Consider the following 19,643-nt stretch of genomic DNA (forward strand, 5'->3'; position numbering starts at 1 on the left):
TTTAGGTGATAGTTATGAAAATGTTTATGTTTAAAAGCATATTGCTAATGTCTCTCATGTTTCTATCCGTATTATTTGGAATGCAAATTGCAAACAATGGGATCGTAAACATGAAGGGATTTGATGATCCTAATTTTAAAGGTGCATTCACTATTAACGAACAAGAAGAAAATGTCCAAGTATCGGTTTTAGGAAATAATGTAGATAGTCACGATATTAATAAAAAAAGAGAACAGCTAGAAGAAATGGAAGCCTATAACTTCTTCTCAGACTTGGGCAAAACACTAGCAGACATTGTAACGGGTATAGTAGATATTACGATTGATCTGATTAGAAATAGCTAGAAATGCGGCAATCTCAGGATTGCTGTTTTTTCTTTATATGGCTAGCTCCCTCCGCTTTTCTCTATTGAATCTTATTTTACCTACTGCTATAATCAAAAATAGTGTATACGTGCGAAGTATAGTAGGAGTGAACCGAATGAACAGACAAGACAGACTAAATAGACAAGAAAAAATCAGGAATTTTTCTATTATTGCACATATTGACCATGGAAAATCCACATTAGCTGACCGTATCCTTGAAAAAACGAATGCGTTAACAGCTAGAGAAATGAAGGACCAGCTACTAGATTCAATGGACCTTGAAAGAGAACGTGGAATCACCATTAAATTAAACTCTGTGCAATTAAAATATCAAGCAAAGGATGGAGAGATTTACACTTTCCATTTAATCGATACACCTGGGCACGTCGACTTCACTTATGAAGTATCACGGAGCTTAGCAGCTTGTGAAGGAGCTGTTCTTGTGGTGGATGCGGCACAGGGAATTGAAGCTCAAACATTAGCAAATGTTTACTTAGCGCTTGATAATGACCTTGAAATTGTGCCTGTAATCAACAAAATTGACTTACCAAGTGCAGATCCAGAACGAGTACGTAATGAGATTGAAGAAGTAATTGGACTAGATGCATCTGAGGCGGTTTTAGCAAGTGCGAAAGCCGGAATTGGAATCGAAGACATACTAGAGCAAGTAGTAGAAAAAGTGCCAGCGCCAACTGGCGATCCAGATGCACCGTTAAAAGCGCTCATTTTTGACTCTCTCTATGATGCTTACCGTGGAGTAGTAGCTTATATTCGTGTTGTTGATGGAACGGTAAAAGTAGGCGACAAAATCCGCATGATGGCAACAGGAAAAGAATTCGAAGTAACAGAAGTGGGAGTATTTACACCAAAGTCGACTCCGTGTGCAGAACTAACTGTTGGTGATGTTGGATTCTTAACTGCAGCTATTAAAAACGTTGGGGATACACGAGTGGGGGATACGATTACTAGTGTGAAAAATGGAGCGACAGAAGCTCTTCCAGGTTACCGCCGTTTAAACCCAATGGTATATTGTGGTTTATATCCAATTGATAGTGCAAAGTTCAATGATTTACGAGAAGCATTAGAAAAGTTAGAACTAAATGATTCAGCACTTCAATTTGAGCCAGAAACTTCTCAGGCGCTCGGTTTTGGTTTCCGTTGTGGATTCCTAGGATTACTCCATATGGAAATTATTCAAGAGCGTATTGAAAGAGAGTTCAAAATTGACTTGATTACAACTGCACCAAGCGTTATTTATCATGTGATTATGACGGATGGTACGGAAATTAAAGTTGATAATCCTTCAAACATGCCAGATCCACAAAAAATTGCACGCGTTGAAGAGCCATACGTAAAAGCTACAATGATGGCTCCTAATGACTATGTTGGTGCGATTATGGAACTTTGTCAGGAAAAACGAGGAATCTTTATTGATATGCAATATATGGATGAGACTCGTGTAAACATTGTATATGAGATTCCGCTATCGGAAATTGTATATGATTTCTTTGATCAATTAAAGTCAAGTACAAAAGGCTATGCGTCATTTGATTACGAGTTAATTGGCTACAAAGAATCAAAACTTGTTAAGATGGATATTCTTCTTAATGCTGAAAAGGTTGATGCATTAAGCTTTATTGTTCATAAAGACTTCGCGTACGAACGTGGAAAGGTCATAGTTGAAAAGCTCAAGGAATTAATACCAAGACAACAGTTCGAGGTTCCTATTCAAGCAGCGGTTGGGCAAAAAATTGTGGCGCGTTCTACCATTAAAGCAATGCGTAAAAACGTATTAGCAAAATGTTATGGTGGAGATATCTCGCGTAAGCGAAAGCTACTTGAAAAGCAAAAAGAAGGTAAAAAGCGAATGAAGCAGGTAGGTTCCGTAGAGGTACCTCAAGAAGCATTCATGGCGGTCTTGAAAATGGATGACTCAAACTCAAAGAAGTAGATGATTTGATTTTAAAAGAAAGGTTAGATAAGCTTGATAAATCAAGTGATCTAACCTTTTTTGATTGCAAAAAAGTTATATTTTAAGGTTGTGTGAAAATGGTAAAAGCAGCATATATTCATATTCCGTTCTGTGAGCATATTTGTCACTATTGTGATTTTAATAAGGTTTTCTTAAAAGGTCAGCCTGTCGATGAATACCTAGACGCGCTTGAAGAGGAAATTCGATTAACACTAGAAAAGCACCCTGCAGAACCGCTACATTCCATATTTGTAGGAGGTGGGACTCCAACTTCATTAAGTGAAAAACAATTACAACAATTATTGTTTTCTATTAAGAAATATCTTCCATTAGAGCAGGGTGCAGAGTTTACATTTGAAGCCAATCCTGGGGACTTGTCCGATGAAAAGTTCCGTGTGCTTTTTGAGGGTGGAGTCAATCGATTAAGCTTTGGTGTGCAAACCTTTGATAATCAGTTGCTAAAGGCGATCGGGAGAACACATAGAGCCAAGGATGTGTTAACCTCAATTGAAAAAGCAAAGAAAGTCGGTTTCGAAAATATTAGTGTAGATTTAATCTATAGCTTACCGAATCAAACGCTAGATGGTTTTAAAGAAACATTACAAACCGCACTCTCCCTTGATATTCAACACTACTCTGGCTACTCCCTCATTATTGAACCCAAAACGGTGTTCTATAACCAAATGAGAAAAGGGAAGCTACCTGTTCCAGGAGAAGATGCTGAAGCAGAAATGTATTCGTTACTGATGGAGCAAATGCAGCTGGCGGGATTTCAGCAATACGAAATTTCCAACTTCGCAATTCCAGGGTATGAAAGCAAACATAATCTAACATATTGGAATAACGAGGAATACTATGGGTTTGGTGCTGGTTCTCATAGTTATGTGGCTGGAGAGAGGATTGCAAACCATGGTCCTTTAAAAAAATATATGGATCCCATCTGGAATGGCACCCTACCCTCTCATAATATTCACAAAGTGGAGAACAATGAAAAGTGGGAGGAAGAAATGTTTCTCGGTTTAAGGAAGATTGAGGGAATTAGCGTTGACCATTTCATTCAAAAATTTGGCGTAGATCCGCTATCCTTATTTAAGGAGGAGATAGATTCCTTACAAAGTCGTGATCTAATTATATTACAGGATGACAAAATTGCCTTAACAAAAAAAGGGCGGTTTTTAGGAAATGAAGTGTTTCAATCATTTATCGGCGTGATCTAAATGTTGACATATAGCCCCAACATTTGATAATTTATTATTAGATTTAGCACTCGTTAGAAGAGAGTGCTAACAGAGGTGATGAAACATGTTAACAGATCGTCAGTTATTAATTTTTCAGGTGATTGTTGATGATTTCATTCGTTCTGCTCAGCCTATAGGATCTAGAAGTTTGTCGAAAAAAGAGGATATTAGTTTCAGTTCTGCAACGATCCGTAATGATATGGCTGATTTAGAGGAGTTAGGCTTTCTTGAGAAGACTCATACTTCTTCAGGAAGAATTCCGTCCGAGAAAGGCTATCGTTTTTATGTAGATCATCTTCTTGCCCCAAAGAAGCTTGATCAGCATGATATGCAATCGGTTAAATCAATTTTTGCTGAAAGGCTTTATGAACTTGAAAAAATCGTACAAAAATCTGCAAAAATATTATCTGAGCTGACCAATTATACTTCTATAGTTCTTGGGCCAGCTGTCAGAGAGAATAAGCTAAAAAAGATTCAAATTGTTCCACTTAATAAGGAAACAGCTATTGCAATCATTGTGACTGATAAAGGACATGTAGACAATCGAATGTTTCATCTTCCTGTGGGATTAGATGCAAGCGATATTGAGAAAATGGTCAACATCCTTAATGAGCGTTTAACAGGTGTGCCGCTTGAAGATTTAAATGAGAAGATCTACAAAGAGGTTGCTACTTTACTCAGACAGCATATCCGTAATTATGATTCAATGCTTCATGCATTCGCTGATACATTAAAAATTCCATCCAATGAAAAGGTGTTTTTTGGAGGAAGAACCAACATTCTTAGTCAACCGGAATTTCATGATATCGAAAAGGTAAAAAGCCTTTTAAACATGATTGAACATGAAAAAAGTATGTATGATTTGATTCGGAAAAATCCGACTGGAATTCACGTGAAAATTGGGAAAGAAAACAACAATTCAGCAATGGAAAATTGTAGTTTAATTACAGCTACGTATTCTGTAGGTGAGGAACAGCTTGGGACAATTGCTATTTTAGGACCTACTAGAATGGAATACTCTCGAGTGATCAGCTTATTACAAATGATTAGTCAAGATTTAACTTCTGTATTAACAAAACTGTATCAAAATAAATAACGGTGGTGATGATGTTAAGGGTTGTTACCTTAACATCGCCCACTACTTATATATAAGGAAGGACCATATTAAGGGAGGTGAGTAATTTGACAAAAGAGAAAAGTACATTAAATGAAGAATTACAATCTTCTACTGAAACAGAAGCAAGCTCAGAAGGCATTGAAGAAGTTTTTGCTGAAGCTGAAGCGGTAACTGAGGAAAATGTTGAAACTAATCCTGAGGACTCTCGTATTCAAGAGTTGGAAATAAAACTTCAAGACGCTGAAAATCGTTACTTACGCTTGCAAGCTGATTTTGATAACTCTCGTCGTCGGGCCAGAATTGACCTTGAAGCGGCGCAAAAATATAGAGCTCAAAGTTTGATTACGAATTTATTACCAGCTCTAGATAATTTTGAAAGAGCACTTCAGGTTGAACCTGAAAATGAACAAACCAAATCGTTGCTACAGGGGATGGATATGGTTTATCGCAGTCTGACTGAAGCATTAAAAGGTGAAGGCCTTGAGGCGATTGAAGCTGTAGGTCATCCATTTGACCCGCATATGCATCAAGCGGTTATGCAAGTAGAGGATTCTAACTTTGAATCAAATGTAGTTGTAGAGGAATTTCAAAAGGGGTACAAGTTAAAGGATAAAGTCATCCGACCATCCATGGTTAAGGTGAATCAGTAATCCCTACATAATAGAATTTTGGGAGGTTATTTTTATGAGTAAAATCATTGGTATTGACTTAGGGACAACAAACTCATGTGTGTCTGTACTTGAAGGTGGAGAGCCAAAGGTCATTCCGAATGCAGAAGGAAACCGCACAACACCATCTGTTGTTGCTTTTAAAAATGGTGAGCGTCAAGTTGGGGAAGTAGCGAAGCGTCAAGCAATTACAAATCCAAATACAATCATGTCCATCAAGCGTCATATGGGTACTAGCCATAAAGAAGCGATTGAAGGAAAGGATTATACACCACAAGAAGTGTCTGCAATTATTCTTCAACATCTTAAAGCGTACGCAGAAGACTATCTTGGAGAGCCTGTTACAAAGGCTGTAATTACCGTTCCAGCTTATTTTAATGATGCTGAGCGTCAAGCGACAAAAGATGCTGGGAAAATTGCAGGTCTAGAAGTAGAGCGTATTATCAACGAGCCAACTGCGGCGGCACTTGCTTATGGTTTAGACAAAATGGACGACGATCAAACGATTCTTGTTTACGACCTTGGGGGCGGAACATTTGACGTGTCTATTTTGGAATTAGGCGATGGTGTTTTTGAAGTTAAGTCAACAGCAGGTGATAATCGTCTTGGTGGAGATGACTTTGACCAAGTGATTATCGATTATCTTGTTGAGCAATTCAAAAAGGAAAATGGCATTGATCTTTCTAAAGATAAAATGGCCCTTCAACGCTTAAAGGATGCGGCTGAAAAGGCGAAAAAGGACCTTTCTGGTGTGACGACAACGCAAATTTCTCTTCCGTTTATTACAGCTGGCGAAGCTGGTCCACTTCACTTGGAAGTGACATTATCTAGAGCGAAATTTGAAGAGTTATCTGCAAACCTTGTAGAAAGAACAATGGGCCCGACTCGTCAAGCTTTAAGAGATGCTGGTTTAACACCTTCAGAACTTGATAAAGTTATTCTAGTTGGTGGATCCACTCGTATTCCTGCGGTACAAGAAGCGATTAAGCGTGAAACAGGAAAAGAGCCACATAAAGGCGTGAATCCAGATGAAGTAGTTGCAATGGGTGCGGCTATTCAAGGTGGAGTAATCTCTGGTGACGTAAAAGATGTTGTTCTTCTTGACGTAACACCATTATCACTTGGTATTGAAACAATGGGTGGCGTATTTACGAAGTTAATTGATCGCAATACGACGATTCCAACTTCAAAGTCACAGGTATTCTCAACTGCGGCAGATAGCCAAACAGCTGTTGATATCCATGTTCTTCAAGGGGAGCGTCCAATGGCTGCTGATAACAAAACACTAGGTCGTTTCCAATTAACGGACATTCCACCAGCACCACGTGGTATTCCGCAAATTGAAGTATCATTTGATATTGATAAGAATGGTATCGTAAACGTTCGTGCGAAGGATTTAGGAACAAACAAGGAACAGACAATTACGATTAAGTCTTCAACTGGTCTATCTGATGAAGAAATTCAAAAAATGGTTAGAGAAGCAGAAGAAAATGCAGATGCTGATAAAAAGCGTAAAGAAGAAGTAGAACTTCGCAATGAAGCAGATCAGCTTGTATTTACAACTGAAAAAACTCTTAAAGACCTTGAAGGAAAAGTAGACGCGTCTGAAGTAGCTTCAGCAAATGAAGCGAAGGATGCACTGAAGGCTGCGATTGAGAAAAACGAATTAGAAGAAATTCGTGCGAAAAAGGATGCTCTTCAAGAAATCGTTCAAAACTTAACAGTAAAGTTATATGAAGAAGCAGCTAAGCAAGCTCAGGGAGCTGGAGGCCAAGCAGGCGAAAGTGGCAAGGATGACAATGTCGTTGATGCAGAATTTGAAGAAGTAAAAGACGATAAATAAGTTTAGGCTAACTAGCTTAGAAAAAGTCAAAGTCAAATCCATAAGACTTTGGCTTTTTCATTGATTTGGGTTGAAAGGTAATGTTAAAATAACCTTTATGTGAAATGATTCGGGGAGTGGGCAATCATGAGTAAAAGGGACTACTATGAGGTACTTGGACTAAGTAAAAGTGCTTCAAAGGATGAGATAAAAAAGGCGTACCGTAAGCTATCGAAAAAGTACCATCCTGACATTAATAAGGAACCAGATGCGGATGAAAAGTTCAAAGAAGTAAAAGAAGCATATGAGGTCTTAAGTGACGATCAAAAGAAAGCACACTATGATCAATTTGGTCACACGGATCCTAACCAAGGTTTTGGTGGAGGAGACTTCGGTGGTTTTGGCGGTTTTGAGGACATATTCAGCACGTTTTTTGGTGGAGGAGGATCAAGAAGAAGAGATCCCAATGCACCAAGACAAGGAGCAGACCTTCAATATACGATGACCCTTTCTTTCGAGGAAGCGGTTTTCGGCAAGGAAACAGATTTAGAAATACCGAGAGAAGAAAATTGTGAAACATGTCACGGATCTGGAGCAAAACCAGGTACCAAGCCAGATACATGTAGTCACTGTCAGGGTACTGGTCAGTTAAATGTTGAGCAAAACACACCATTTGGTCGGATTGTGAATCGTCGAGTCTGCCATTACTGTAGCGGAACTGGAAAACAGATTAAAGACAAGTGTTCAACATGTGGTGGAGCAGGTAAAGTGAAGAAGCGTCGTAAGATCCATGTGAAAATTCCTGCAGGTATTGATGATGGTCAACAGCTTCGTGTTTCTGGACAAGGTGAACCAGGAGTGAATGGTGGACCGGCGGGAGATTTATATGTTGTATTCCATGTCCGTTCACATGAGTTCTTTGAACGTGATGGAGACGATATTTATTGTGAAATGCCGATTAATTTTGTCCAAGCCGCACTAGGTGATGAAGTGGAAGTACCAACATTACACGGAAAAGTAAAACTGAAAGTGCCAGCTGGGACGCAAACAGGAACCAAATTCCGTTTGAAAGGAAAAGGAGTTCCAAACGTAAGAGGTTATGGTACGGGTGATCAGCATATTATTATTCGAATCTTAACACCAACGAAATTAACTGAAAAGCAAAAGCAATTGCTGCATGAGTTTGCAGAGGTTAGTGGAAGTGTACCTCAAGGTGAGCATGAAGAAGGTTTTTTTTCAAAAGTAAAGAGAGCATTTAAAGGCGAATAAAAGGAATAGGAGTTGGTAGGATGAAATGGTCAGAACTTTGCATTCATACAACAAATGAGGCAATAGAACCGATTTCAAATATATTGCATGAGGCAGGCGCAAGTGGCGTGGTAATTGAGGATCCACTAGAGCTTGTAAAAGAAAGGGAAGACCAATTCGGTGAAATCTACCAACTCAATCCTAAAGATTATCCGGATGAAGGTGTAATGGTTAAAGCATATTTACCGGTTACAAGCTTCTTGGGAGAAACGGTTGATGCAATTAAAGAATCCATTAACAACCTAAGCATTCATAATATTGATATTGGAAGAAATACCGTAACGGTCAGTGAAGTGAATGAAGAGGAATGGGCAACTGCATGGAAGAAGTATTATCATCCAGTGAAAATTTCTGAACGGTTTACCATTGTACCTACGTGGGAAGAATATACTCCAGTTTCAAGTGATGAGTTAATTATTGAATTGGATCCGGGAATGGCATTCGGTACAGGGACGCATCCGACAACTGTTATGTGTATACAGGCATTAGAAAGAACAGTTAGAGACGGTGACCATGTTGTCGACGTGGGAACGGGAACAGGTGTATTAAGTATTGCATCAGCTATGTTAGGTGCAAGCTCAGTCCTCGCTCTAGATTTAGACGAAGTGGCTGTGAAATCAGCAAAGATTAATAGCAAGCTGAATAAAACACATGAAGTTGTAACCGTTATGCAAAATAATTTACTTGACGGTGTGGATCAATCGGCGGATGTGGTAGTTGCAAATATTTTAGCTGAAGTGATTGTTCGCTTTACTGATGATGTAGCAAGAGTTGTTAAAAAAGACGGTTATTTTATTTCTTCAGGTATCATTCTACAGAAAAAAGATGAAGTTAGGGCAGCTATAGAGGGCTCTGGGTTTGAAATAATTGAGACGATCCAAATGGAAGATTGGATTGCGATGATTGCGAAAAGGCAATAATGTGAAGGGGGGTATCCCCCTTTTATACATGTATAAAGAAGGTGTAGCGTGTGCAACGATATTTTGTTGATCAGACAACGGAAGGACGGTTTGTCATAGAGGGTGACGATTTCAGGCACATTGTAAAAGTGATGAGATTAAAAATTAACGATCAAATCATTTGTACGACTTCCAAAGGAGAAGGGGCTATTTGCCAAATTGCAGAAATTACCGATGAACAAGTCGTTGCAGACGTTGTACAATGGGAGGTAGTGTCTTCTGAACTTCCCGTTCGGGTGACGATTGCAAGTGGTCTTCCTAAAGGTGACAAGCTTGAATGGATTATACAAAAAGGCACTGAATTAGGTGCCTATTCTTTCGTTCCAGTAGCAACCGCTAGATCGGTAGTGAAATGGGATGAAAAAAAGGCGGATAAAAAAGTAGACCGTTGGCAAAGGATCGCAAAGGAGGCGGCAGAGCAGTCGCATCGACGGATCGTGCCAACTGTGATAACTCCTCTTAATTTAGCAAAACTTATTAGTCTTTCAAAAGACTATGCCTATAAATTAATTGCTTATGAGGAAGAAGCAAAGCAAGGGGAGCGCTCGACTCTCGCGCGCACTCTTCAAGAGATGAAGAATGATGAAAGTATCTTAATTGTGTTTGGTCCTGAAGGTGGACTAACAGAATCAGAAGTTGAGTTGCTTTCCCAAGAAGGGTTCCAGCCATGTGGGCTTGGTCCAAGAATTTTACGTACAGAGACAGCACCCTTATACGTGCTGTCAGCTATTTCTTATCAATTTGAACTATTGAGGTGAACAATATGCCATCAGTTGCATTTCATACATTAGGTTGTAAGGTAAATCATTACGAAACAGAAGCCATATGGCAGCTATTTCAAGAACAGGGATATGAGAGAGTAGACTATGAATCAACTTCAGATGTTTATGTCATCAATACTTGTACAGTAACAAACACAGGCGATAAAAAGAGTCGCCAAGTAATCAGACGTGCGATTCGTAAAAATCCGGATGCGGTTATTTGTGTGACAGGCTGTTATGCGCAAACATCACCGGCTGAAATTATGGCTATTCCTGGTGTAGATATTGTTGTTGGAACCCAGGACCGTGTGAAGATGCTTGAATATATCGAACGCTTTAAGGAAGAAAGACAACCAATAAATGCGGTTGGAAATATTATGAAAAATCGCGTTTACGAGGAATTAGATGTTCCAGCCTTTACGGACCGTACTCGTGCGTCTTTAAAGATTCAAGAGGGCTGCAATAATTTCTGTACGTTTTGTATTATTCCTTGGGCTCGTGGACTAATGAGATCACGTGATCCAAAGGAAGTGATCAGACAAGCACAGCAGCTCGTTGATGCTGGGTATAAGGAGATTGTATTAACGGGTATTCACACAGGTGGATACGGTGAAGATATGAAGGATTATAATCTTGCTATGTTATTAAAAGATATAGAAAAAGAAGTGATTGGGCTTGAGAGACTAAGAATCTCTTCTATTGAAGCAAGTCAAATTACCGATGAAGTTATTCAAGTAATGAATGACTCTAAAGTAATTGTAAGACATCTTCATATTCCATTGCAATCTGGTTCAAACACGGTGTTAAAAAGAATGCGCCGTAAGTATACGATGGAATTCTTTGGTGAGCGCTTAAACCGATTGAAGGAAGCTCTACCAGGTCTTGCGGTTACTTCTGATGTAATCGTTGGATTCCCTGGTGAATCAGAAGAAGAATTTCTGGAAACTTATCATTTCATCAAGGATCATAAATTTTCCGAACTGCATGTATTCCCTTATTCAAAACGTACGGGAACACCAGCTGCAAGAATGGATGATCAAGTGGATGAAGAAGTTAAGAATGAGCGTGTGCACCGATTAATTTCATTATCTGATCAATTAGCGAAAGAGTATGCTTCACAATTTGAAGGGGAAGTACTCGAAGTGATTCCTGAAGAACGTTCAAAAAATGGTGAAGGAATGTATGAAGGATATACAGATAATTATTTAAAGGTTATATTTAAAGGGACAGAGGACATGATTGGACAAATTGTAAAGGTGAAAATTACAAAAGCTGGTTACCCTTACAATGAAGGTCAGTTTGTCCGTGTGCTCGATGAGTTTGTTAGAACAGCAGAACAAGCAGCGATATAATTTTTTAATTGGAGTGAATATGATGAAAGAAATCGCCAAAATGATTGATCACACTTTGCTAAAAGCTGAAGCAACAAAAGACCAAATTGAACAATTATGTGCTGAAGCAAAGGAATATCAATTTGCATCTGTATGTGTGAACCCAACGTGGGTGGCTTATGCAAGTGAGTTATTAAAAGGAACGGGTGTGGATGTTTGTACGGTTATCGGCTTTCCATTGGGAGCCAATACACCTGAGACAAAAGCCTTTGAAACAACAAACGCCATTGAAAATGGTGCGACTGAGGTAGATATGGTTATCAACATCGGTGCCCTAAAAAATGGAGATGACTCACTGGTAGAAAAAGATATTCAAGCGGTTGTTAATGCTGCAAAAGGTAAAGCATTAACAAAGGTGATTATTGAAACATCTCTTTTAACAGAAGAGGAAAAAGCGCGTGCATGTAAGCTAGCTGTAAGTGCAGGTACGGATTTTGTCAAAACATCTACAGGCTTTTCAACTGGTGGAGCAACGGTTGATGATATTGCATTAATGCGTAAGACGGTTGGTCCTACAATTGGTGTAAAAGCTTCAGGTGGAGTAAGAAGCGCAGAAGATGCAAAAAATATGATAGATGCTGGTGCAACTCGAATTGGAGCTAGCTCAGGTATTGCTATTGTGAAAGGTTTAGTTTCCAATAGTGACTATTAAAAATAAAAACATGCCACCCGGCATGTTTTTATTTTTTACCATGAAATTTCGTAACAAATGTAGCAAAATGGCTGGCGAATGGAAGGACAAGTAGAGAAGAGATGACGTTAAACAGGACACTAATATGAGCTAGTTGTACATCGGGCTCTTTAGCTAGGCTATCTGCTATGCTTGCGAGATAGGCGATAAAAGGGAAAAAGGCAATCACGCCGATTACATTTAACCAGATATGTGAATACGCACATAGACGAGCCTCTTTTCCCCCACCTATACTAGCCACATACCCAGTTACACACGTTCCTATATTAGCCCCAAGCATGACGGCTATACCAGCGCCAATCGTAAGTAACTGACTTGATAGGAACCCCATAATAATGCCTGTTGTAGCAGAGCTTGAGTGAATAAGTGCTGTAATGACAGCCCCCACACCAACACTAAGTAAATTGCTTTCATTCATATCAACAATTAATTGTTGTATAATCGGTAAACTAGATAAGGGCTTTGCTAAATATTTAAAGCCACTCATCGCAGAAAAAACCGTTGCCATTCCCAAGAGTATTAAACCAAAGGCATTGGCATTTTTATGTTTCATAAAAATAAGTAAGGCACCTAAAATAGCGATCGGTACGAGAAAAGAGTCGATTTGAAATGTAATAAATTCTGTAGTAAAGGTTGTGCCTATATTAGTTCCAAGAATGATGCCAATTGATTGGCGAAACGTTAACAAACCAGCAGAAATCAACCCGATCGTCATGACCATGACAGCTGAGCTGCTTTGGAGAGCTCCTGTTATGATAATGGCTGCTAACAGTCCCTTCCATGTGCGATCGGTTAATTTTACAAGCCATTTTTTAAGTGAATCGGCAGATAAATTAAATAACCCTGTTCGTAAAATGGTCATACCAAAAATAAATAATGCAATAAAGATACAAAATAAAAGAACACTTACCATGCTTTTCCCTCCTTGTACATCTTTATTGCAAAAGGATGTGGGACATGCTAAGTATCCGAAAGAAAATACGATATTTTAAAGTTTTATTCATAAATGGACAATAGCTAGTCGAATTACAGTTGACCTTGTTTCACTGTTATATTATAATTGCAAAGTACATGGAATTTCCATGTTGTTTGTTGTAAGTGTGTTGTGTTCGGAGGGAGGGAAAGAGAATGTCTAAAACCGTTGTTCGTAAAAACGAATCGCTTGAAGATGCTCTTCGTCGCTTCAAACGTACTGTATCTAAGTCAGGTACTATACAAGAAGCTAGAAAGCGCGAATTCTACGAAAAGCCTAGCGTTAAGCGTAAGAAAAAGTCTGAAGCTGCTAGAAAACGTAAGTGGTAAGAGAGGGTGTGTAAATGAGTCTTCTCGAGCGTTTAAATAATGATATGAAGCAAGCGATGAAAAACAAAGAAAAAGATAAACTTTCCGTTATTCGGATGGTCAAAGCTTCGTTGCAAAATGAAGCTATTAAAACTGGCCAGGAATTATCCGGAGACGAAGAGTTAACTGTCCTTTCTCGCGAAGTAAAGCAACGCAAGGATTCCCTCCATGAATTTGAAAAAGCAGGTCGTGATGACCTAGTTGAGAAACTACGTACTGAATTATCGTATATAGTCGAATATATGCCAAAGCAGCTAACGGAAGAGGAACTTTCCGATATAGTGAAATCGGCAATATTAGAAACAGGTGCTTCTACAAAGGCTGAGATGGGAAAAGTGATGGCAGTATTAATGCCTAAAGTAAAAGGTAAAGCTGATGGATCACTTGTTAATAAACTTGTACAACAACACCTTTCATAATAAACATGCTTTAAAGACTGCAGGACTTCTGCAGTCTTTTTACATATATACCATTGTACAAAGAAACTCACTAAGTTTTGAAACCTTTTTGTAGAATCATCCGTATACATACTATGCGTCAAGTGAGGAAGGAGGGAAATGGGTGAAGCTTTGTCGATGGATCATGGTCATTTCTTTTTTTATGGTTGGCATATTGTCGATCTTTCCGCTTAAAGGAGGAGCACAAGGCGAAGCTGTATACGTTGTACCTGTGGAAGAAACCGTTGAAAAAGGTCTTTACGCCTTCTTATCGCGAGCTGTACAAGAGGCTGAAGAAGAAAATGCAAAGGCAATCATTTTTACCATCAATACACCAGGAGGCGCTGTAGATGCGGCAGGGAAAATAGGCCAATTACTGTCGTCGACAAATATAAAAACCATTGCGTTTGTTGACAATCAAGCGCTTTCTGCAGGAGCGTATATTTCACTCAATATGGATGAGATATATATGGTGCCAAGTGGAACCATTGGTTCGGCTGCTGTCATTGACCAAGCAGGAAATGCAGCTGATGAAAAGGCACAATCTTACTGGTTAAGTGCTATGAAAGCTGCCGCAGAACAAAGTGGTCGGGATCCGATCTATGCACTAGCGATGGCTGATCGTGAAGTAGACTTACCAGAGTATGGGGCACCAACAGGTAAGTTGTTAACATTGACAGCAGATCAGGCAGAGGAAGTAGGATATTCAGAAGGGACAGTTACTAGCCTAGAAGATTTACTTTCAACACTTGATTTGTCTGGCGCCAAGCTCATAGATGTAGAAGAGAGCTTTGCAGAAAAAATCGCAAGGTTTATCACACATCCTGTTGTTGTTCCTATCTTGCTATCGATTGGCAGTCTTGGATTAATCCTCGAGTTATACTCACCAGGGTTTGGAATCCCAGGATTTATGGGACTTTCGTCGTTGCTACTATTCTTCTACGGACATTTAGTGGCAGGATTAGCTGGTTTTGAAACATTAATTCTATTTGTTATCGGAATTGGACTTTTATTGTTGGAGCTGTTTTTACCTGGTGGAATTGCAGGTATTTTCGGTCTAGCGGCCATATTAGCAAGTTTGTTTCTAGCCACCGATAATGTTGTTCATATGGGAATCTCGATTCTCATCGCATTAAGTATTTCCGTTATAGCATCGATCTTAATGGTAAAGGTGTTTGGTAAAAAGATGAAAATTTTTAGAAAAATAATCCTAACAGACTCCACCAAAAGCGAAGCCGGTTATGTTTCTAATAAGAATCGACCGGAGATCGTTGGGAAAGAGGGAATAACGCTTACAGCATTACGTCCAGCAGGCACCATTGTTTTAGATGATGAGCGCATAGATGTGGTTAGTGAGGGTAGTTTTATTGGAAAAGATAAAAGAGTAAAGATTGTAAAAACTGAAGGAGCTAGAATTGTTGTAAGAGAGATAACTGAACCATTGTCTAAGGAGGAAGAAGAATGATTTTAGGATCTGGAACGATATTTGTTCTTGTATTAGTTGTATTAGGAATTGTTTTATTATCTGTTTTGCTCACGTTTGTACCAGTTATGCTCTGGATTTCAGCGCTTGCTGCAGGAGTTAAAGTAAGCATTTTTACCCTAGTTGGAATGAGATTACGTCGAGTGATTCCAAGTAGAGTAATTAATCCATTAATTAAGGCACATAAAGCAGGCTTGGATGTTTCAACCAATCAGCTTGAAAGCCATTACTTAGCGGGTGGTAACGTAGATAGAGTGGTAAACGCATTGATTGCTGCACATCGTGCGAATATTGAATTATCATTTGAGCGTGCGGCTGCGATTGATTTAGCTGGTCGTGATGTATTAGAGGCTGTGCAGATGAGTGTCAATCCAAAGGTAATTGAAACTCCATTTATTGCTGGGGTTGCCATGGATGGAATTGAGGTAAAAGCAAAAGCGAGAATAACCGTGCGTGCAAATATTGACCGTTTAGTCGGTGGTGCTGGCGAAGAAACGATTGTTGCTCGTGTTGGGGAAGGGATTGTTTCAACAATTGGTTCCTCTGATAATCATAAAAAAGTGTTAGAAAATCCAGATATGATTTCACAAACTGTCTTGTCAAAAGGATTAGATGCAGGTACTGCTTTTGAAATTCTGTCGATTGATATTGCGGATGTGGATATTGGAAAGAATATTGGTGCTGAATTACAAACGGAACAAGCAGAAGCAGATAAAAAGATCGCTCAAGCAAAAGCTGAAGAACGTAGAGCAATGGCAGTCGCTCAGGAGCAGGAAATGAAGGCACGTGTTGAGGAAATGAGAGCAAAGGTTGTAGAAGCGGAAGCAAAGGTACCACTTGCCATGTCAGAGGCGTTAACTTCTGGGAAAATTGGTGTGATGGATTATTTAAATATCCAAAACATTGCGGCTGACACGAGTATGAGAGATTCTTTTGGTAAACCAGACGGAAATACGGATAAAAAATAATGCGATTACTGACGTAATGCAAGGAGGTGTCCATCTTTGCAATTTCTATTGGAAAATCCCTTTATCTTAGTTGTGTTGATCGGGATTATTTCCTCCTTCTACAAACAGATGAAGGGCACGGGGGAAGACGAACATCAAAAGCGTAAGCAGCCAAAGCCCTTTCTCCCTGGACAAACATCAGAGAAATCAAAACCTTTCATCGACTTTGATTTTGGAGAACTTCAACAAAAGTTTGAACGTCCACAAACAGAAAAGAAAGAGCCTGAAAAAACACAAAGCTTGAGCACCAATCGGGTGCAAGAAGTGAAAAACACGTATAGAGAACAAACGTATACTCCAAACAAGAAGGTGGACCGTCAAACAACGGGAAGGTTAAATCAGCAGCCGAGAGTGGAAGCGGCAGTTAAAACAGATCATGACCTCCATGTGTCAAAGCAGACATTACGCGATGCTGTTATTTGGTCAGAAATTTTGGGCCCACCTAAAGCAAAACAGGGTTATCATCGAAAAAGAACGAATTCACACTACTAAAACACGGCAGAATGCTTAAAAAGTAGTGCTAGAACCCCCATTCATTTCATAAATATGAGATGAAAGGGGGTTCTTTTTTTATGGCTAAAAGGTGGGGGCAACGTGTAAGAAACTGGATGACCCAAACAATGGATCTTCCACAAGATGTCATGATGGATTTACCCCGCATCACTATGATTGGTCAAATCCACATCTATATTGAGAACCACCGTGGCTTACTCACTTTCTCAGAGAAAGAGCTTAGACTGCTTTTAAAGCAAGGGCAGTTGTTAATAAAGGGCAAGGCATTTGTCATTAAGACGATACTTCCAGAGGAGATTCTACTTGAAGGGAAAATTGAACAAGTTATTTATCTTGAAGAATAAGAGTTTTTAATGATTTCGTCTGAAAGGTAAGGAGGCAGAATATGAAGAACCAATGGATTTACTACTATTCGGGAATTGTATCTGTAAAGGTGACAGGAAAAGGCCTTGAAAGATTTATTAACACACTAACAAGAGAGCAGGTTTCAATCTGGAGAGTAAAGCGTCATGGCGTAAATGCCATGAGCTTTGAAATAAAAGTGGAGGATGCCCACAAAATTAGAAAGGTTGTTAGGAACTCAGGCTGTAAAATTGAGTTCCAACGCCGGACAGGCCTTCCATTTCTAATGAAAAGAGCCATTAAAAATATTGGTTTCTTTATTGGTGCAGTTCTTTTTTTAATGGTCATTACCTTGCTTTCCAACATGGTATGGGGTATTGAAATTAAAGGAGCAGACCCAGCAACGGAATATAAGATTCGAAAAACCCTTGATGAAATAGGTGTAAAAAAGGGGAAATTTCAGTGGTCCTTAGGTACCCCAGATGCGATTCAAAAGTCGATTACAGACAGTATGGATGAATTAACATGGATTGGAGTGGAGTTACAGGGGACAACCTACCACTTACAAGTAGTTGAAAAAAATGAACCTGAAAAACAGCAGGAATACGGCCCGCAAAATTTAGTTGCTAAAAAGAAAGCAACGGTTGTGGACTATTTTGTGGAAGAAGGTAAAACACTGGTTTCTCTCAATGAAGTCGTATCTCCAGGAAAGGTTTTAGTGTCAGGGACGATTGGAAGGGAAGGGGAGGAACAACTAGTTCCTGCGAGGGGAGAGGTATTAGGTGAAACTTGGTATTGGACAGAAGTGGAACTTCCTTTGTCAACGAATTTTCAAGTGTATACAGGAAATGAAGTAAGAAAACATGCAATATCAATAGGTAAATTCAACATTCCTGTTTGGGGGTTTGGAAAGGTCGAGTATAAACAATCGGTTACAGAGGAAAATACAAAGCCAATCAAATTCCTAAAATGGAATTTGCCGATTTCTTACCAACAATCCACGATTCGTGAAAGTGAAAATGAGACAAGGGTATATACGGAAAAACAAGCATATACTGTCGCAAGAGAAATGGCTAGAAAAGATATAAAAAGTCTCCTTCCTGAAGATGCTAAAATAAAAGGGGAAAAAGTTTTGCGCCAATTGGTCAAGAATGGTAAAGTTAACTTAATTGTTCATTTTCAAGTAATTGAAAATATCGCAGAACCTCAACCAATTACTCAAGGAGACTCGGAATGACAGAAGAACTAAAATCGATTAGTGTAAATCTCGAAAATCCAAATGAAGCCATCGCTCTATTAGGTAATGCTGATGCAAATATTAAAATGATTGAGCAGGAACTCGGTGTATCGATTGTAACTAGAGGGGAAACAGTTAGTGTATCTGGTTCACCTGAAAATGTTGAATTGGTGACGAGTATTATCAGCAATCTAGTCTACGTTATTAGAAAAGGCATTAATATTAGTGGGCGAGACGTCATGTATGCCATTCAAATGTCTAAAAAAGGTACATTAGAGTACTTTAAAGACATATATGAAGAAGAAATTACGAAAAATGCCAAAGGCAAGTCAATAAGAGTTAAAACTCTAGGTCAACAGCAGTATTTAACGGCGATGAAGAAGCATGATCTCGTTTTTGGCATTGGTCCCGCTGGTACGGGAAAAACGTATTTAGCAGTGGTTATGGCTGTGAATGCATTAAAAAATGGAAATGTAAAACGAATTATCTTAACGAGACCAGCAGTCGAAGCGGGAGAAAGTCTTGGATTTTTACCAGGGGACTTAAAAGAAAAGGTTGACCCGTATTTAAGGCCACTATATGATGCACTTCATGATATCTTAGGAACGGAACATACACAGCGTATGATCGAACGAGGGACGATAGAAATTGCTCCTCTAGCTTATATGAGGGGAAGAACCTTAGATGATGCCTTTGTGATTTTAGATGAAGCACAAAACACAACGCAGGCACAGATGAAAATGTTCTTAACCCGACTTGGATTCGGCTCTAAAATGGTCATTACCGGTGATCAAACACAAATTGACCTACCGAAAGGTGTGAAATCGGGATTGATTACCGCAGAGTCCATCCTAACGTCAGTAAAGGGAATTTCCATTATTCATTTAGAACAAAGTGATGTGGTTAGACACCCTCTAGTAGGGCGAATCATTCAAGCGTACGAAAAGCAATCCAATGAGTAAACCGTTCGAGTCAAAATCGAACGGTTTTT

The 19,643-nt window shown here is 39.2% G+C and carries 20 protein-coding genes; 19 read left to right on the top strand and 1 reads right to left on the bottom strand.

Features of this window, described 5'->3' with window-relative positions:
• The first annotated feature begins 14 nt into the window (after nt 1-14).
• The 11 genes from ACFFHF_RS03580 to deoC all read left to right on the top strand — a co-directional run bounded on the left by ACFFHF_RS03580 (nt 15) and on the right by deoC (nt 12,253).
• Entirely contained in the window at nt 15-344 is a 330-nt protein-coding gene (locus ACFFHF_RS03580; protein WP_160547456.1) for a DUF3679 domain-containing protein, read from the top strand.
• A 136-nt stretch (nt 345-480) separates the two neighbouring features.
• Nucleotides 481-2,316, top strand: coding sequence for a translation elongation factor 4 (gene lepA, locus ACFFHF_RS03585; RefSeq protein WP_160547455.1), 1,836 nt, complete (start codon nt 481-483; stop codon nt 2,314-2,316).
• Between the two features lie 98 nt (nt 2,317-2,414).
• On the top strand, nt 2,415-3,554 hold the full coding sequence (gene hemW / locus ACFFHF_RS03590; protein ID WP_377057605.1) for a radical SAM family heme chaperone HemW: 1,140 nt from the start codon (nt 2,415-2,417) through the stop codon (nt 3,552-3,554).
• Between the two features lie 85 nt (nt 3,555-3,639).
• The gene (gene hrcA / locus ACFFHF_RS03595; RefSeq protein ID WP_160547453.1) at nt 3,640-4,671 is read left to right on the top strand and encodes a heat-inducible transcriptional repressor HrcA; all 1,032 of its coding nucleotides are present in this window, start codon (nt 3,640-3,642) and stop codon (nt 4,669-4,671) included.
• A gap of 86 nt (nt 4,672-4,757) precedes the next feature.
• The gene (gene grpE, locus ACFFHF_RS03600; RefSeq protein WP_340904683.1) at nt 4,758-5,342 is read left to right on the top strand and encodes a nucleotide exchange factor GrpE; all 585 of its coding nucleotides are present in this window, start codon (nt 4,758-4,760) and stop codon (nt 5,340-5,342) included.
• A gap of 34 nt (nt 5,343-5,376) precedes the next feature.
• On the top strand, nt 5,377-7,203 hold the full coding sequence (gene dnaK, locus ACFFHF_RS03605) for a molecular chaperone DnaK (protein ID WP_377057606.1): 1,827 nt from the start codon (nt 5,377-5,379) through the stop codon (nt 7,201-7,203).
• Between the two features lie 126 nt (nt 7,204-7,329).
• Nucleotides 7,330-8,451 (top strand): molecular chaperone DnaJ, encoded by a 1,122-nt coding sequence (dnaJ, locus tag ACFFHF_RS03610; protein ID WP_160547450.1) that lies wholly within the window; start codon nt 7,330-7,332, stop codon nt 8,449-8,451.
• Between the two features lie 20 nt (nt 8,452-8,471).
• On the top strand, nt 8,472-9,410 hold the full coding sequence (gene prmA / locus ACFFHF_RS03615) for a 50S ribosomal protein L11 methyltransferase (protein ID WP_377057609.1): 939 nt from the start codon (nt 8,472-8,474) through the stop codon (nt 9,408-9,410).
• A 50-nt stretch (nt 9,411-9,460) separates the two neighbouring features.
• Nucleotides 9,461-10,207, top strand: a complete 747-nt coding sequence (locus tag ACFFHF_RS03620) for a 16S rRNA (uracil(1498)-N(3))-methyltransferase (protein ID WP_377057610.1) — start codon at nt 9,461-9,463, stop codon at nt 10,205-10,207.
• A gap of 5 nt (nt 10,208-10,212) precedes the next feature.
• Nucleotides 10,213-11,562 (top strand): tRNA (N(6)-L-threonylcarbamoyladenosine(37)-C(2))-methylthiotransferase MtaB, encoded by a 1,350-nt coding sequence (gene mtaB / locus ACFFHF_RS03625; RefSeq protein ID WP_160547448.1) that lies wholly within the window; start codon nt 10,213-10,215, stop codon nt 11,560-11,562.
• Nucleotides 11,563-11,581: 19 nt separating this feature from the next.
• A complete protein-coding gene (gene deoC, locus ACFFHF_RS03630) occupies nt 11,582-12,253 on the top strand; it encodes a deoxyribose-phosphate aldolase (protein ID WP_377057611.1) in 672 nt (223 codons plus the stop codon).
• Nucleotides 12,254-12,281: 28 nt separating this feature from the next.
• On the opposite strand, the gene ACFFHF_RS03635 is transcribed toward deoC, so the two are convergent.
• Nucleotides 12,282-13,205: a Na/Pi symporter gene (locus tag ACFFHF_RS03635; RefSeq protein WP_377057612.1), complete on the bottom strand. Its 924-nt coding sequence runs from the start codon at nt 13,203-13,205 to the stop codon at nt 12,282-12,284.
• A gap of 215 nt (nt 13,206-13,420) precedes the next feature.
• On the opposite strand from ACFFHF_RS03635, the gene rpsU reads away from it, so the two are divergent.
• The 8 genes from rpsU (at nt 13,421) to ACFFHF_RS03675 (ending at nt 19,614) form a co-directional block, all read left to right on the top strand.
• The gene (rpsU, locus tag ACFFHF_RS03640) at nt 13,421-13,594 is read left to right on the top strand and encodes a 30S ribosomal protein S21 (RefSeq protein ID WP_019154564.1); all 174 of its coding nucleotides are present in this window, start codon (nt 13,421-13,423) and stop codon (nt 13,592-13,594) included.
• Between the two features lie 14 nt (nt 13,595-13,608).
• Nucleotides 13,609-14,052: a GatB/YqeY domain-containing protein gene (locus ACFFHF_RS03645; protein ID WP_160547445.1), complete on the top strand. Its 444-nt coding sequence runs from the start codon at nt 13,609-13,611 to the stop codon at nt 14,050-14,052.
• A 181-nt stretch (nt 14,053-14,233) separates the two neighbouring features.
• Nucleotides 14,234-15,535, top strand: a complete 1,302-nt coding sequence (locus ACFFHF_RS03650) for an NfeD family protein (RefSeq protein WP_340906297.1) — start codon at nt 14,234-14,236, stop codon at nt 15,533-15,535.
• Nucleotides 15,532-16,521, top strand: coding sequence for a flotillin-like protein FloA (gene floA / locus ACFFHF_RS03655; protein WP_160547444.1), 990 nt, complete (start codon nt 15,532-15,534; stop codon nt 16,519-16,521). The genes ACFFHF_RS03650 and floA overlap by 4 nt, the downstream gene beginning before the upstream one ends.
• Before the next feature lie 36 nt (nt 16,522-16,557).
• Nucleotides 16,558-17,052, top strand: coding sequence for a YqfB family membrane protein (locus ACFFHF_RS03660; protein WP_160547443.1), 495 nt, complete (start codon nt 16,558-16,560; stop codon nt 17,050-17,052).
• A gap of 80 nt (nt 17,053-17,132) precedes the next feature.
• Nucleotides 17,133-17,417 (top strand): sporulation protein YqfC, encoded by a 285-nt coding sequence (gene yqfC, locus ACFFHF_RS03665; RefSeq protein ID WP_160547442.1) that lies wholly within the window; start codon nt 17,133-17,135, stop codon nt 17,415-17,417.
• Between the two features lie 41 nt (nt 17,418-17,458).
• On the top strand, nt 17,459-18,652 hold the full coding sequence (gene yqfD / locus ACFFHF_RS03670) for a sporulation protein YqfD (protein WP_160547441.1): 1,194 nt from the start codon (nt 17,459-17,461) through the stop codon (nt 18,650-18,652).
• Entirely contained in the window at nt 18,649-19,614 is a 966-nt protein-coding gene (locus tag ACFFHF_RS03675; RefSeq protein WP_160547440.1) for a PhoH family protein, read from the top strand. The genes yqfD and ACFFHF_RS03675 overlap by 4 nt, the downstream gene beginning before the upstream one ends.
• The last annotated feature ends 29 nt before the right edge of the window (nt 19,615-19,643 follow it).

The sequence above is a fragment of the Robertmurraya beringensis genome (assembly GCF_042433785.1).
In the GTDB taxonomy this organism is placed as follows: Bacteria; Bacillota; Bacilli; order Bacillales; family Cytobacillaceae; genus Robertmurraya_A; species Robertmurraya_A beringensis.

What these genes read in the sequence shown, in the direction of transcription:
- dnaK (WP_377057606.1), top strand. Translation starts at nt 5,377, where the DNA reads ATGAGTAAAATCATTGGTATTGACTTAGGGACAACAAACTCATGTGTG.
- hemW (WP_377057605.1), top strand. Translation starts at nt 2,415, where the DNA reads ATGGTAAAAGCAGCATATATTCATATTCCGTTCTGTGAGCATATTTGT.
- hrcA (WP_160547453.1), top strand. Translation starts at nt 3,640, where the DNA reads ATGTTAACAGATCGTCAGTTATTAATTTTTCAGGTGATTGTTGATGAT.
- lepA (WP_160547455.1), top strand. Translation starts at nt 481, where the DNA reads ATGAACAGACAAGACAGACTAAATAGACAAGAAAAAATCAGGAATTTT.
- ACFFHF_RS03675 (WP_160547440.1), top strand. Translation starts at nt 18,649, where the DNA reads ATGACAGAAGAACTAAAATCGATTAGTGTAAATCTCGAAAATCCAAAT.
- prmA (WP_377057609.1), top strand. Translation starts at nt 8,472, where the DNA reads ATGAAATGGTCAGAACTTTGCATTCATACAACAAATGAGGCAATAGAA.
- mtaB (WP_160547448.1), top strand. Translation starts at nt 10,213, where the DNA reads ATGCCATCAGTTGCATTTCATACATTAGGTTGTAAGGTAAATCATTAC.
- rpsU (WP_019154564.1), top strand. Translation starts at nt 13,421, where the DNA reads ATGTCTAAAACCGTTGTTCGTAAAAACGAATCGCTTGAAGATGCTCTT.
- yqfC (WP_160547442.1), top strand. Translation starts at nt 17,133, where the DNA reads ATGGCTAAAAGGTGGGGGCAACGTGTAAGAAACTGGATGACCCAAACA.
- ACFFHF_RS03635 (WP_377057612.1), bottom strand. Translation starts at nt 13,205, where the DNA reads ATGGTAAGTGTTCTTTTATTTTGTATCTTTATTGCATTATTTATTTTT.
- ACFFHF_RS03650 (WP_340906297.1), top strand. Translation starts at nt 14,234, where the DNA reads ATGGTTGGCATATTGTCGATCTTTCCGCTTAAAGGAGGAGCACAAGGC.
- dnaJ (WP_160547450.1), top strand. Translation starts at nt 7,330, where the DNA reads ATGAGTAAAAGGGACTACTATGAGGTACTTGGACTAAGTAAAAGTGCT.
- ACFFHF_RS03580 (WP_160547456.1), top strand. Translation starts at nt 15, where the DNA reads ATGAAAATGTTTATGTTTAAAAGCATATTGCTAATGTCTCTCATGTTT.
- ACFFHF_RS03645 (WP_160547445.1), top strand. Translation starts at nt 13,609, where the DNA reads ATGAGTCTTCTCGAGCGTTTAAATAATGATATGAAGCAAGCGATGAAA.
- deoC (WP_377057611.1), top strand. Translation starts at nt 11,582, where the DNA reads ATGATGAAAGAAATCGCCAAAATGATTGATCACACTTTGCTAAAAGCT.
- yqfD (WP_160547441.1), top strand. Translation starts at nt 17,459, where the DNA reads ATGAAGAACCAATGGATTTACTACTATTCGGGAATTGTATCTGTAAAG.
- floA (WP_160547444.1), top strand. Translation starts at nt 15,532, where the DNA reads ATGATTTTAGGATCTGGAACGATATTTGTTCTTGTATTAGTTGTATTA.